The sequence below is a fragment of the Bathymodiolus heckerae thiotrophic gill symbiont genome (assembly GCF_900180345.1).
GTDB lineage: Bacteria > Pseudomonadota > Gammaproteobacteria > PS1 > Pseudothioglobaceae > Thiodubiliella.
In genome coordinates, this window is the sequence record NZ_FXLV01000011.1 from 17,469 (window position 1) to 31,733 (window position 14,265).

At 39.1% G+C, this 14,265-nt stretch carries 16 protein-coding genes; 13 read left to right on the plus strand and 3 right to left on the minus strand.

Annotated elements, in window-relative coordinates; translation table 11 throughout:
* The first annotated feature begins 12 nt into the window (after positions 1-12).
* From murJ to fabF, 10 genes are all read left to right on the plus strand, one after another.
* Positions 13-1,542 carry a murein biosynthesis integral membrane protein MurJ gene (gene murJ / locus CRYPD_RS02505; protein ID WP_138146000.1) on the plus strand — a complete coding sequence of 510 codons (1,530 nt, stop codon included), beginning with the start codon at positions 13-15 and terminating at the stop codon, positions 1,540-1,542.
* On the plus strand, positions 1,539-1,805 hold the full coding sequence (locus CRYPD_RS02510) for an oxidative damage protection protein (protein ID WP_138146001.1): 267 nt from the start codon (positions 1,539-1,541) through the stop codon (positions 1,803-1,805). The genes murJ and CRYPD_RS02510 overlap by 4 nt, the downstream gene beginning before the upstream one ends.
* Positions 1,805-2,416, plus strand: coding sequence for a guanylate kinase (gmk, locus tag CRYPD_RS02515; RefSeq protein WP_138146002.1), 612 nt, complete (start codon positions 1,805-1,807; stop codon positions 2,414-2,416). The genes CRYPD_RS02510 and gmk overlap by 1 nt, the downstream gene beginning before the upstream one ends.
* Before the next feature lie 29 nt (positions 2,417-2,445).
* Positions 2,446-3,297, plus strand: a complete 852-nt coding sequence (rpoH, locus tag CRYPD_RS02520; protein ID WP_138146014.1) for an RNA polymerase sigma factor RpoH — start codon at positions 2,446-2,448, stop codon at positions 3,295-3,297.
* Between the two features lie 41 nt (positions 3,298-3,338).
* Positions 3,339-3,626 (plus strand): co-chaperone GroES, encoded by a 288-nt coding sequence (locus tag CRYPD_RS02525; RefSeq protein WP_138146003.1) that lies wholly within the window; start codon positions 3,339-3,341, stop codon positions 3,624-3,626.
* Positions 3,627-3,648: 22 nt separating this feature from the next.
* On the plus strand, positions 3,649-5,286 hold the full coding sequence (groL, locus tag CRYPD_RS02530; RefSeq protein ID WP_138146004.1) for a chaperonin GroEL: 1,638 nt from the start codon (positions 3,649-3,651) through the stop codon (positions 5,284-5,286).
* A 148-nt stretch (positions 5,287-5,434) separates the two neighbouring features.
* Complete coding sequence (gene parE / locus CRYPD_RS02535) at positions 5,435-7,318, plus strand: DNA topoisomerase IV subunit B (RefSeq protein WP_138146005.1); 1,884 nt, start codon at positions 5,435-5,437, stop codon at positions 7,316-7,318.
* A complete protein-coding gene (queC, locus tag CRYPD_RS02540) occupies positions 7,311-7,985 on the plus strand; it encodes a 7-cyano-7-deazaguanine synthase QueC (protein WP_138146006.1) in 675 nt (224 codons plus the stop codon). Before parE ends, queC begins: the two co-directional genes overlap by 8 nt.
* Before the next feature lie 74 nt (positions 7,986-8,059).
* Positions 8,060-8,287 carry an acyl carrier protein gene (acpP, locus tag CRYPD_RS02545; RefSeq protein ID WP_138146007.1) on the plus strand — a complete coding sequence of 76 codons (228 nt, stop codon included), beginning with the start codon at positions 8,060-8,062 and terminating at the stop codon, positions 8,285-8,287.
* Between the two features lie 80 nt (positions 8,288-8,367).
* Positions 8,368-9,606 carry a beta-ketoacyl-ACP synthase II gene (gene fabF, locus CRYPD_RS02550; protein ID WP_138146008.1) on the plus strand — a complete coding sequence of 413 codons (1,239 nt, stop codon included), beginning with the start codon at positions 8,368-8,370 and terminating at the stop codon, positions 9,604-9,606.
* Here fabF and CRYPD_RS02555 read toward each other — a convergent pair.
* The gene (locus CRYPD_RS02555) at positions 9,596-9,826 is read right to left on the minus strand and encodes a hypothetical protein (protein ID WP_138146009.1); all 231 of its coding nucleotides are present in this window, start codon (positions 9,824-9,826) and stop codon (positions 9,596-9,598) included. The two genes, fabF and CRYPD_RS02555, sit on opposite strands and share 11 nt — an antisense overlap.
* 88 nt (positions 9,827-9,914) lie before the next feature.
* On the opposite strand from CRYPD_RS02555, the gene CRYPD_RS07865 reads away from it, so the two are divergent.
* Complete coding sequence (locus tag CRYPD_RS07865; RefSeq protein WP_171004286.1) at positions 9,915-10,067, plus strand: hypothetical protein; 153 nt, start codon at positions 9,915-9,917, stop codon at positions 10,065-10,067.
* 702 nt (positions 10,068-10,769) lie between these two features.
* Positions 10,770-10,916, plus strand: a complete 147-nt coding sequence (locus tag CRYPD_RS07870) for a hypothetical protein (RefSeq protein ID WP_171004287.1) — start codon at positions 10,770-10,772, stop codon at positions 10,914-10,916.
* Positions 10,917-11,111: 195 nt separating this feature from the next.
* Here CRYPD_RS07870 and CRYPD_RS08430 read toward each other — a convergent pair whose 3' ends face one another.
* Together CRYPD_RS08430 and CRYPD_RS02565 are read right to left on the minus strand one after the other, a co-directional pair.
* Positions 11,112-11,312 (minus strand): helix-turn-helix domain-containing protein, encoded by a 201-nt coding sequence (locus CRYPD_RS08430; RefSeq protein ID WP_138146010.1) that lies wholly within the window; start codon positions 11,310-11,312, stop codon positions 11,112-11,114.
* Between the two features lie 150 nt (positions 11,313-11,462).
* Positions 11,463-13,394 (minus strand): M3 family metallopeptidase, encoded by a 1,932-nt coding sequence (locus CRYPD_RS02565; RefSeq protein WP_138146011.1) that lies wholly within the window; start codon positions 13,392-13,394, stop codon positions 11,463-11,465.
* A 553-nt stretch (positions 13,395-13,947) separates the two neighbouring features.
* Between CRYPD_RS02565 and CRYPD_RS02570 the strand changes: the two genes are divergently transcribed.
* Entirely contained in the window at positions 13,948-14,181 is a 234-nt protein-coding gene (locus CRYPD_RS02570; protein WP_138146012.1) for an integrase arm-type DNA-binding domain-containing protein, read from the plus strand.
* Positions 14,182-14,265: the final 84 nt, after the last annotated feature.

Sequence of the window (14,265 nt, forward strand, 5' to 3'; positions counted from 1 at the left end):
AGGTCTAATAATATGGATAAGTCCTTCTTAAAGTCTAGTAGTATTGTTACTGCAATGACTTTTTTATCGCGCATATTAGGATTGGTGCGTGATTATTTCGTTGCACGATATTTTGGTGCAAACGGTCTTACAGATGCTTTTTTAGTTGCCTTTAGGATCCCTAATTTCCTCAGGCGTTTGTTTGGTGAAGGCGCCTTCTCTCAGGCTTTTGTGCCTATTTTAGCTGATGCCAAAATCAACCATAACGAAGCAGAAGTACAGCAGGTGATTAATCATATTGGCACTAAATTTTTAACAATTTTAATCATACTTACCATCATCGCCGTGGTGATTGCCCCTGCCATTATTTTTGTGTTTGCTTGGGGTTTTTATTTTGACACCGACCCCACTAAATTTAACTTAGCAGTGGATATGTTGCGCATTACTTTTCCTTATTTGCTGTTGATTTCACTCACTGCATTTGCAGGCAGTATTCTCAATACTTACGACAAGTTTGCCGTGCCTGCCTTTACCCCGGTATTGCTAAATGTTTCAATGATTTTATGTGCAGTTTATCTTTCAGAAAACTTAGACACGCCGATTATGGCATTGGCTTGGGGGGTGTTAATTGGCGGCATTGTACAATTATTATTTCAAATTCCTTTCCTTATAAAAATCAAAAAATTACCACGACTGGCACGGGGCAATCATAAGGCAGTTAAAACTCTTAAAAAGCGACTGTTACCTGCCCTATTCGGGGTTTCAGTTTCGCAAATTAATCTGCTAATTGACACCATGATTGCTACTGTATTGGTCAGTGGTAGTGTTTCTTGGCTGTATTATTCGGACAGGTTATTAGAGCTACCTTTGGCGTTGATTGGCATTGCTCTGGCAACGGTGGCTTTAGCCAAACTCAGCAATCACTTTGCCAATAAAGACGAGAAAAAATTCACTCACACAGTGGATTATGCTCTCAAAATTGGATTAATACTTGGTATGCCTGCCTGTGCAGGGCTTATCCTATTGGCAGAACCTTTAATGATTACTTTATTTCAATATCAAGAATTTGATGCGTTTGCCGCACATCAGTCTGCGCTCAGCCTAATGGCTTATGGTGCTGGATTGATGGCGTTTATTGCAGTAAAGATTTTGGCACCTGCATTTCTTGCTAGAGGCGATACCAAAACACCTGTCAAAGTAGGGGTAATCGCCATGGTATCAAATGTGTTTTTAAACCTTATATTTGCTTATTATTATGCCCATATTGGCTTGGCAATTGCCACCTCGCTATCGGCCATTATCAATGCATCATTGCTTTACTATTACCTAAAACAACAGGCTATTTTTATGCTCTCTGCTAATTTTTTAAAACTATTTTCTAAAGTTTTGGTAGCAGGCATTATAATGGTCGTCTTTATTTTGAATTTTAATCAAACAATCAACGACTACTTGAGTGCCGATGCTTGGAACAGAGTATTGTCAATCGGTCGTATTATCAGCATCTCAGCATTAATTTATTTTGTAAGTTTAAAGCTGTTAGGCATTAAAATGAGGGAATTATGAACACTGTAAACTGCGTAAAAATAAACCAAGAAGGCGAAGCCTTAGAACGAGCGCCCTACCCAGGAGAGCTGGGCAAGCGTATTTTAGCAAATGTGTCTAAACAAGGCTGGCAAGCGTGGCTAGACCATCAAACTATGCTAATTAATGAAAACAACCTTAATATGCTAGATGAAAAGGCACAAAGTTACTTAAAAGAACAAATGGAAAAGTTTTTCTTTTCTGAACAAGGTGCCGATGATATTGCAGGCTATACAAAAGAATAATGGCAAATTTATTTATCATCGCTGCCCCTTCTGGTTGTGGAAAAACCTCCCTAGTTAAGGCGCTGATTGAAAAAACAGATAATCTATGTGTTTCAGTCTCACACACCACACGCACTGCTCGCTCAGGTGAGGAGCACGGAAAAAACTATTTTTTTGTGTCTAAAAATGAATTCAACCAAATCAAAGACAATAATGGTTTTATTGAGTCTGCGCAAGTATTTGACAACCACTATGGCAGTGCCAAGCAAACCGTTAAAGATTTATTACTAAAAGGTCAAGATGTGATTTTGGAAATTGACTGGCAAGGCGCTAGACAAGTTGAAAAAAGTTTTCCAAATATTATCAGTATTTTTATTGTCCCCCCTTCTGTTGATGCACTTAGGGAGCGATTAACTGGTAGAGGACAAGACGATGCGTCAATTATTGAGCGCAGGATGCAAGACGCTGTGAGTGAAATGCAACATTATGATGAATTCGATTATTTGGTGATTAATGACGACTTTGATGTGGCACTCAATGATTTATCCGCCATTATCCATTCACAACGCTTAAACATTGAGCAACAATCAAACAAGCACCGAGGTTTACTTAAAACCCTTCTTGCGGTATAATGCTCGGATTTTTATAATTTATGTCAGCCATGAGTCAAGACTTTACACTACCCGTTGTTCCAGCTTCTAGTTCCCATATTCAAAATTTCGGCGTTCAAAAATACGCACCAATTTTGTCGGCACAAGAAGAACACGAATTGGCTATTGAACTGTACGAAAACCATAACTTGAGCGCCGCTAGAAAGCTGGTACTGTCACACATTCGCTTTGTCGCTTTTATTGCACATGGCTATAAGGGTTACGGCTTAGAGCAGGCGGATTTAATTCAAGAAGGGACGATTGGGCTGATGAAAGCAGTCAAAAAGTTCAACCCGCATAAAAATGTGCGACTTGCCTCTTATGCGGTTTATTGGATTCGTGCTGAGATTCATGAGTTTGTTTTTAAAAACTGGAAGATTGTCAAAGTTGCCACCACCAAGGCACAGCGTAAATTATTTTTTAAACTTAAAAAAGCAAAATCACATATTTATCAATCGCTCAACACACAGCAAGCAGAAGAAATCGCCAACGAACTTGGTGTACGCTCAAAAGATGTCTTAGAAATGGAATCTCGTTTGCAATTTAACGATGTTACTTTTGAGGTTGCAGATTCAGATGAGGAAAACACCTTTGCACCAGAGCGGTATTTAACCGATGCCAACACCCAAACGCCTGAGCAGTTATTACTTAACGATGACACTAAAAAAAATCAACAACAGCAACTTTATAAGGCGCTTTCTTTACTGGATGAAAGAAGTTTGGATATTTTGCAGTCCAGATACTTGAAAGAAGAAAAAACAACCTTACATACTTTAGCAAGCAAGTATGGCATTTCTGCTGAGCGGGTTCGTCAACTTGAAAACAAAGCTATGCAACAGCTTAAAACTTCTTTAGAAGCCTAAAGCCAAGCATTGCTATTATTTAATTATATAGGAGTAAAAAAATGAATATTCGCCCCCTTCATGACCGTGTGGTCGTTCGTAGAGTAGAAGAAGAGAAAATCACTGCAAGCGGTTTAATCATCCCTGATTCAGCCACTGAAAAACCCTCAGAAGGCGTTGTTGTTGCCATCGGTAAGGGTAAAAAGAATGACAATGGCGATGCAATTGCATTGGATGTAGTAGTCGGTGATAAAGTATTGTTTGGTCAATTTTCTGGTACTGAAATCAAAGTAGAAGGCGAAAACTTGCTGGTAATGAGCGAAAGCGACATTGTTGCAGTGGTTAATTAAATAAATAAAGGAGATTAAGAATATGTCAGCAAAAGATATTAAATTTGGCTCAGAAGCCAGAAACCTAATGTTAGATGGTGTTAATTTACTAGCTAACGCAGTTAAAGTAACCCTAGGACCAAAAGGCAGAAATGTCGTTTTAGATAAAAACTTTGGCGGTCCAACCATCACCAAAGACGGTGTTTCAGTTGCTCAAGAAATCGAACTGGAAGGCAAGTTTGAGAATATGGGCGCACAAATGGTAAAAGAAGTTGCCTCTAAAACCAACGACATCGCTGGTGACGGCACAACCACAGCAACAGTATTAGCACAAGCATTGGTAACTGAAGGTGTGAAATCTGTCGCCGCAGGTATGAACCCAATGGACCTTAAACGAGGCATGGACAAAGCAGCAGAGGCAGTAGTAGTAGCGCTACGCAAATTATCGCAGCCTTGCCAAGACACCAAAGAGATTGCACAAGTGGGCACTATTTCTGCCAACTCAGATGTTTCTGTGGGTAAAATTATTGCCGAAGCAATGAACAGAGTTGGCAATCAAGGCGTTATTACTGTTGAAGAAGGCTCAGGTTTTGATAACGAGTTAGAAGTTGTTGAAGGTATGCAATTTGACCGTGGTTACTTATCGCCCTACTTCGTCAATAATCAAGATTCAATGACAGCCGATTTGGACAACCCATATATCTTATTACACGACAGTAAAATTTCAAATATTCGTGATTTACTCCCAACACTTGAATTGGCGCAAAAATCTAGCAGATCTGTATTAATTATTGCCGAAGATATTGAAGGTGAGGCTTTAGCGACATTAGTGGTAAACAACATTCGTGGTATTGTTAAAGTTGCTGCTGTCAAAGCACCTGGCTTTGGCGACCGCCGTAAGTCCATTTTACAAGACTTGGCTGTTTTAACGGGCGGTGAAGTGATTTCTAAAGAAGTCGGCTTAACACTAGAAGCAGTAACTGAGGAGCATTTAGGTGCGGCTAAACGCATTGAAGTTGGAAAGGAAAACACCATTGTTGTAGATGGCTCAGGTGCTAAAAAAGAAATTGACACTCGCATTACGCAAATTAAAACGCAAATTGAAGCAACCACTTCTGACTACGACAAAGAAAAATTAACCGAACGATTGGCTAAACTTTCTGGCGGTGTTGCAGTGATTAAGGTCGGTGCTGCCACTGAAGTTGAAATGAAGGAAAAGAAAGACCGTGTTGATGATGCATTAAGCGCAACTCGCGCCGCTGTGGAAGAAGGTGTTGTACCTGGCGGTGGTGTTGCACTGGTGCGTGCTATTAGTGCACTTGATAAGCTAAAAGGTGATAATCATGACCAGGATATCGGTATTGATATTATTAAGCGCGCCATGGAGGCCCCCCTTAGACAAATCGTTGCAAACGGCGGCGCAGAGCCTTCTGTAGTGTTAAACGAAGTGGCTAATGGCAAAGGCAACTACGGTTATAACGCGGGTACAGACGAATACGGCGATATGCTGAAGATGGGTATTTTAGACCCAACCAAAGTAACTCGTGCTGCCTTGCAACATGCAGTGAGTATTTCTGGCTTGATGATTACCACTGAGGCAATGGTAACCGAAATGCCTAATGATAACTCTTCAGCACCAGCAGATGCAGGCATGGGCGGCGGAATGCCGGGCATGATGTAACTCGTATTTTATTGCCTTACTAAGGCAATAAAACACTCGCAAAGAAAAGTGGTTAATTTAAATAGATAAGTTAACGACATAAAAGCCTCGTTTTTACGGGGCTTTTTTGGTATGATACCGTGCAAAATATTATTAGGCATTACAACTTATGAGTAATTACGACTCGTCCTCAATTGAAGTGTTATCAGGCTTAGACCCGGTGCGTAAGCGCCCAGGTATGTATACTGAGACTGAAAGACCCAACCATTTAGCGCAAGAAGTTATAGACAACAGTGTTGATGAGGCTGTGGCTGGATATGCCACAAAAATTACTGTTGTGCTTTATAAAGATGGCTCTTTATCGGTTGAGGATGATGGACGAGGTATGCCAGTTGATATTCACCCCGAAGAAGGCTGCTCTGGTGTTGAAGTTATTCTCACCAAACTCCATGCTGGTGGTAAATTCTCTAATGATTCTTATCAATTCTCTGGTGGCTTGCATGGAGTTGGCATCTCAGTAGTTAACGCCCTTTCGACCCTAGTAGAAATCTGGATTAAACGAGACTCTAAAGAACATTACATTTCGTTTGCCAGTGGTCTTAAAAAATCCGAACTTGAAGTTATTGGTACAGTGGGTAAACGCAACACGGGCACCACAGTTAAATTCATACCTGATATACAATTTTTTGACACTGCTAAATTCTCTGTGACTAAACTCAGACACAATTTACGCTCAAAAGCAGTGCTGTGCCCGGGCTTAGAGATTAACTTTTACAATGAAATAGGCGACACCAAAGACCATTGGCGTTACAAAGAAGGGTTAAAAGACTATTTGTCTGCTTCATTAGATGGGCTGGATTGCCTACCAGAAACACCCTTTATCGTTAATTATGAAACCAAAGAGCAACAACTGCACTGCTCGCTGGCTTGGACGCAATACAATACCAATGTGGTTAGCGAAAGTTATGTCAATCTCATTCCTACCTCTCAAGGCGGTACACATGTAAATGGATTGCGTTCTGGATTGACTGATGCATTAAAAGAGTTTTGTGAATTTAGAAGTCTGCTACCAAAAAATGTCAAACTAACGCCAGATGATGTTTGGCAAAAAATTGCCTTCGTGCTTTCTATTAAAATTCTAGACCCACAGTTTTCAGGGCAAACTAAGGAGCGCCTTTCCTCCAGAGAATGCGCCAGTTTTGTCACCAATGTAGTTAAAGATGCCTTTAGTCTTTGGCTCAATCAACACACTTCTATTGCTGAGAATATCGCTGAATTGGCAATTATGAATGCGCAATCACGCCTAAAAACAGGCAAAAAAGTGGTGCGTAAGAAAATTGTGAGCGGTCCTGCCCTACCTGGAAAATTATCCGATTGCACCAGCAATGACCTTGAGCGAACCGAAGTGTTTTTGGTGGAAGGTGATTCTGCGGGTGGCTCTGCAAAGCAAGCAAGAGATAAGGAATATCAGGCTATTTTACCGCTACGAGGTAAAATTCTCAACACATGGGAGGTGGACTCTGATCAAGTGCTTGCCAGTAACGAAATTCATGATATTAGTGTTGCCATTGGTTTAGAGCCAAATAATGAAGACATCTCAGGACTTAGATACGGAAAAATCTGCATTCTCGCAGACGCAGACTCTGATGGTGCACATATTGCAACGCTGATTTGCACTCTATTCGTCAAACATTTTCCCAAACTTATCAAAGAAGGTCATGTGTTTGTTGCTATGCCGCCGCTGTATCGAATAGATGCGGGGAAACAAGTGCATTACGCGCTAGATGACAGAGAAAGAGACAGTATTATCAACAAAATCGAAAAAGAAAACAAGCGTGTTAAAATACAAGTACAACGCTTTAAAGGACTAGGAGAAATGAATCCCTCACAACTACGAGAAACCACCATGCTACCAGACACCCGCCGCCTGATTCAATTAACATTAGACAACCCGCTACAGGTTTTCCAAATGATGGATATGCTACTGAGTAAAAAACGCGCCCCAGATCGTAAAAAATGGCTAGAAAAAAAAGGCAATCTTGCCAATGTCTAGGGCTGTAATTCTTTTATCAGGCGGTTTAGACTCTACCACTACCCTTGCCATTGCTAAATCCCAAGGGTTTGATTGTTATGCGTTGAGTTTTGATTATGGGCAAAAACAAAAATCAGAGCTTAAGGCGGCCACACAAATCGCCAAATTGTTTTCTGTTGTCAAACACAAAACCATCAATATTTGCTTAAATGATATTGGCGGATCGGCGCTAACAGATGATGCTATTAAAGTACCTAAATTCAAACCCAGCAACGAAATACCTGTTACCTATGTGCCTGCACGCAATACCATTTTTTTGTCTTATGCAATGGCGTGGGCAGAAGTGCTCGATTGCCAAGCTATTTTTATTGGTGTTAATGCGCTTGACTATTCAGGCTATCCAGATTGCCGTGCAAGTTATATTAATGCCTTTGAAGTTATGGCAAATTTAGCTACTAAACAAGGGGTTGAAGGGAAAAAACTTACCATTCACACGCCACTTATAGACTTACACAAGGCTCAAATTATCCAAAAAGGACTGTCATTAGGCGTGGATTATGCACTCACTACTACCTGCTACCAAGCAGATGAAAATGGCGCTGCTTGTGGATTTTGCGATGCTTGCGAGTATAGAAAGTTGGGCTTTAAAGAAGCGGAAATAACAGACCCTACCTACTATCAAAAATAGTTGCAAAAATAGCATTACATAAATATTTTTTACGATAAAATATCACTTTTAAACAATCACACAGGAAATAACAAATGAGTATTGAGCAAAGAGTAAAGGCAGTTGTAGCTGAACAGTTGGACGCAAGTGGTGATATTGATAATAACGCTTCCTTTATTGACGATTTAGGTGCAGATTCTTTAGACACTGTTGAGTTGGTAATGTCGCTTGAAGAAGAGTTTGACTGTGAAATTCCTGACGATGAAGCAGAAAAAATTACAACGGTTCAAGAGGCTATTGACTATGTTAACAATAATTTATAATTTCCATTGCAATTAACACCTAAAAGTGCTTTCTTTGATAAGAATTAAGCACTTTTTTTATAGGAGTCCTTTGTGTTACTATGAGTAAAAGAAGAGTTGTTATTACTGGTATGGGTATTGTTTCACCCGTTGGCTCAACACTGTCAAGCGCATGGGATAATATTCTTGCAGGCAAGTCAGGCATCAACACCCTTACCAATATCGAAACCGAAGGGCAATCTGTCACCTTTGGTGGTTCGGTTAAGGATTTTGACATTGCCGATTATTTAAAACCCAAAGATGCTAAAAAAATGGATTTGTTTATTCATTATGGCATGGCAGCAGGCATTCAAGCAATTGAAGACAGTGGACTTGAAATAACTGAAAAGAACGCTGAACGCATTGGCGTAGCAATTGGTGCGGGTATTGGTGGCTTGGGCGCTATCGAAAAAACCGTAAACCTTTTTAGAGAAAGAGGTGCAAAGCGCATTTCCCCCTTCTTTGTTCCCTCTTCTATCATTAATATGATTTCTGGCAATCTGTCTATTAAATATGGGCTTAAAGGGCCAAATTTTGCCATTGTTACCGCTTGTACGACTGGCACACACAATATCGGCGATGCATCGCGTTTAATCGAATATGGTGATGCAGATGTGATGATCGCTGGTGGTGCGGAAATGTCAACCACCAATTGTGGTTTAGGTGGGTTTGCAGCAGCGCGTGCGCTATCCACTCGTAACGACGACCCAGCCACTGCCTCTAGGCCTTGGGACAAAGACCGTGATGGTTTTGTGCTTGGCGACGGCGCTGGTGTTATTGTGTTAGAAGAATACGAACACGCCAAAGCGCGTGGTGCAAAAATCTACGCTGAAATCTCAGGCTACGGTATGAGTGGCGATGCCTATCATATGACACTGCCCTCCAAAGGCGGTGAAGGTGCGGCTAGATGTATGAAAAATGCGCTACGAAATGCAGGCATTAATGCACAACAAATTGATTATATCAATGCACATGGCACTTCTACCCCTGCTGGCGATCAAGCAGAAACCGATGCCACTAAATCAGCCTTAGGCGAACATGCTTATAAAGTTGTCATAAGTTCCACCAAATCAATGACAGGTCATTTGCTGGGGGCTACTGGTGGTATTGAGGCAATTTTTACTGCTTTAGCCATTAGAGACCAAGTGGCACCACCTACCATCAATATCTTCAACCAAGACCCTAATTGCGATTTGGATTATTGTGCCAATGAAGCCAGGGAAATAAAAATTGACCACGCAATTTCCAATTCATTTGGATTTGGTGGTACCAATGGTACAATTTTATTGTCTAAGGTTTAGCGCTAGAATTGTCTTTTGATAAAGTTAAATCAGTATTTTCAACAGCACTGTCAAACAATGCTTTACCAAAGTCGTAAACTTTAATAACACCGTTTTGCACACTGCTTTTTGCCGCTTCTTTATTCATCACCAAAGACCAATCTTTGTCTGTTGATTGAAACTGAATTGCACCACCAATAAGTGCCAAAACTATAACACCACCTACTAAAAACTTAATCATATTAAACTCTATTCTTTAAAAATAAAAAGGAATAATTTTACCTGCTTTTATCATCCAAATTCAAGTATAAAGAGACCTTTGCATAAATATGAATAATCATCAAAAATCCACTTTTCACCCGCTTGGCAATTTTTTAAACCCAGCCTTAGCCCTGCTAGGACAAGGTTTAAGAAAATCACCAATCTGGAAAAAATTGAATTTTGCTAATCATCCCTATTTATGCAAAGGTCTCATAAAGTAAATATATAATACCATTATCAAAAGACAATCTAGCGTACTGCCTTTTCAACACCAACTTTGCCAATAATTAACTCACTTAAGTCTAGAGTACGCACAAGTTAAGACCCCTGCATTAAACCAAAAAAAATCCTAAATTAACCCTAAAAATCTTGTATTTATCCTGACATTTATAGTAAAATAATATAATTATCAAATACTTATATAAATAATGTGCGTTATAACCACCCAAGAATAAACCTTTGCTGATAGTCTCGTCAACATACTAACTAGACATTATTAACAAAATCATCGATTGGAAGGTAACAGTTAAAGAACTAGCCCACATTAGGGTTGATTATTCGCCCGTTAGCCTGTTTAAAGCATGCTAATAGGCAATGGCATAATCTCTCTGAAGAGAAGTTGGCTGATAGCCTTAGTAGAGATTTAGTCTTTATTAACTTTTGCAACTTTTGAGATTGATAGTAATCCAGTTCAATATTCAGATGATAAGGAAGTAAGATGGACATTTAAGGCATAGAAAAAACGATAAAGCGTAGGTTATAGGTAAAAATAAATAATGGCAGATAGTATAAAAATCATTGCAATAAAAAACTCAACTAATGCTTTAATTTTATAATAAGATGCGTTATTATTAGGGGTAGATGATAACCAAGCGTCATAAACGGAAAAATAAAGTAATACTAATAGAGACCTTTGCATAAATATGAATAATCATCAAAAATCCACTTTTCACCTGCTTGGCGATTTTTTAAACCCAGCCTTAGCCCTGCTAGGACAAGGTTTAAGAAAATCACCAATCTGGCAAAAATTGAATTTTGCTAATCATCCCTATTTATGCAAAGGTCTCTAATATTACCATTATAAGTGTAATAAACCATTTCATAAATTTAACCTTAGGCGAATTCAACCCATAAGTGCAACACTTCCATTCAAAAAATAGTCTTTACCAGTTAACTGCGCAAAGACCTTAAATGGGGCTTTCCACCTCAACATTTCCTTGGTCTATTGTTCGTTAAATCCGTTACTCTAAACGCTTCTTTTTCACTTACCTTGTCCAAACCATTTGCCTGGGGAAGAATTGCCTTAATAAATCATTATGGCTCTCGTTTAAGCCACGCTCCCAACTGTTACGAGATAATTCTCGAGAAATAGTTGGTTTACTTCTACCTATTGAATTGGCAATAAAAGTTTGACTGTATCCTTGTTTTTTCAACAGGTAAATATGATATTTTTGTTCGCAGGTCAATTGCGTATATTTTTTCCTATTTCACTCCTTTTTCTTATCAGGTTAAAGAGTGGTTAATATACTCTTTTGACCGACTAACGAGTGTTGTACTTATGATGTGAATTCAAGGGTGTTATTTTCATTAAAAATTAATTTTTAAAAAAGGTAATTTTATCCATTTTTATGCACATCAATGCCATTTGATTTGAACAATGCCTTGGTGCTAGGCTTTTCGCCTCTAAATTTGAGGTATTGGCTCATAAAATCTAGGCTACCACCAACTTGTAATATTTCCCTTAAGAAAGCGTTTGCCGTATTTGAACCAATGCCACCCTGAGATTGCACGAAGTAATACGCATCTGCTGCCAACACTTCAGCCCATTTATAACTAAAGTAGCCAGCCGCATAACCACCACTAAAAATATGCCCAAAAGTATTTAAAAACCGATTTTCGCTAATGCCCGTCATCAAGGCGGTTTCTCTTCTAACTTCCTCTAATATTGTGTAAGTATCTTTGCTTTGTGCATGCGTTTTAATATCCCACAAAGAAAACTCGCATTGACGCAATATCGCCAGTGCTGACTGAAAGTTTTTAGAGGCAATAAGCTTGTCGTATAAACTATCAGGCAACGATTCACCCGTTTGCCAATGTTTAGACAACAGCTCAACCGCAGATCGCTCATAACAAAAAAACTCCATATACTGGCTCGGTAATTCCACTCCATCCCAAGGCACACCACTAATACCAGCTACTGAGGGGTATCTAACTGTGGTTAATAGATGGTGCAATGCATGCCCAAATTCATGGAATAGGGTAATAATTTCATCAAATTCAAACAAAGCTGGCTTACTCTCAGAAGGTGAATTAAGATTGCATACCACAAAAGCAATGGGCTTATTATCACCCATCAACGGCTGATAATCTGCCATCCAAGCGCCACCTCGTTTACCCTCTCTAGCATAGACATCTAAATAAATTCGCCCCACCAAGCCAGCTTTGTTGTTAATATCCAAAACCCGAACATCAGGATGATAACACGCTTCATCTATCGCTGTAATGCTAACCTGATAAAGATTTTCAATAATTGTGAATAAACCATCCAACACTTGATTTTCAGGAAAATACGGTATTACATCAGATTTTTTAAAGCCAAATTTTTGAGTTTTGAGTTTTTCCGCATAATAACTCAAATCCCAAGGCATTAATTCAATACCCGCAAAGGCCTTTAGTTCTGCTAATTCTTGCTTTGCTTGTGGCTTTGAGTGTCGCACCAAATCTTGTAAAAAATCAATCACTTGAGTTTCAGACTCAACCATTTTGGATGCAATAGAACGCTGCGCATAGTTATCAAAACCCAAAATTTTTGCCATTTCTAATCGCAAGGCTAAAATCTCATCCATAATGGTCTTATTATCAAACTTTTTATCCGTAATTCCCACCTCTGACGCACGGGACACATAGGCTTTATACACCTCTTCACGCAGTATGCGATTATCCGCATATACCATCACATCCATATAGATTGGCATCTGTAAACTAAGCTCGTAACCATCGCCCTTCTTAATCTTGGCAAGTTGGTCTTCGCCGTAACCCTTTAAATCCGTCTCAGAAACTACTTTTTTCCATTCGTTTGTCGCCAGTAAACTATTTTTAGAGAATTGATTGCTCAACACACTTAAACGCTCTTTAATTGCCTTAAATCGAGCTGATTGCTTGCCCGATAACCCTACGCCAGAGAGTTCAAAACTCTTTATCACCTCTTTAACAATGTGCTGTTGTTGCGCGTCTAAGATCCCACTTTCAAGATTTTTATAAGCCTGATACAGCGCCTTATTGCTACTGATTTCAGTATAAAAATTGGTTATTAGTGGCAAAGTTTTTTCATACTCAGTGTTAAATTCTTCACTAAACATCACTGCGTTTAGGTGTGAATTAACATTAGTGCAATGACCCAATTCAAACTCAAATTCGTCCAAAGGCTCAACCACTTCAGCCCAAGTCTTGCCTTTGGCAGCTTTATCCACTATTTTTAACCCTTTTTTGATTAAAACCTGAATACTTGCAACAATGTCTTTTGGGTAGAAGTCTGGAGTAAGATTCATATTTTTACCCTAAGGCGATTACGAGTATTTTTTCTTTTGATAAAGAGAGACCTTTGCATAAATATGAATGATTAGCAGAATTCAATTTTTGTCAAATTGGTATTTTTTTTAAACTCTGCCCTAGCAAGGCTAAGGCTAGGTTTAAAAAAATTACCAAGTTGGTAAAAAGTAGATTTTTGATGATTATTCATATTTATGCAAAGGTCTCAAAGAAAATACAAAATAATTTGGTGGAGAGAGAAATCCGAAACAGTGTTTTATGCTGTTTCAATTTGTCTCAACGCCTATTGTTTTTAATTATAAATCAAAGCGTTATAGTTTCAAGTTGTTTCACATGGTTTCTCTCTATTGCAATCAAGGTGGTATACGAATGGTATACACTTTATCTGATAAACTAGGGAAACACTATGGCAACAAATATAGAAATAAAGAACGCTAAGTCGAAAAACAGCGATTATACCATCAATGTCGACGCTGGATTATCGCTCTTGGTTAAGGCAACAGGAAGCCAATTGTGGCGATTCAGATACTCGTTTTCAAAAAAAAACGTTGTATGGTCTCGTTGGGAAAGTATCCACAAATTTCCATGAAACAAGCAAAAGCCAAACAAAGGGAATATATGGATATGTTGGAGCAAGGTATTAATCCCTCTGCTCTAAGCAAACTCAGAAAATCAAGCTGGCAACTGAGCAACCTTTTAGAGAAGTTGCACTGGATTGGCACGCTAAACATTATCAGCATAGTGAGACCTTTGCATAAATCAACCAAAACCACACCAATCCAGTAAAATAACAACCATCTAAAATCAATCAAAAAAATAACAATGTCTTGGAAACAAACAACTCAACATTCATTCGCAGACTCTCTTGTT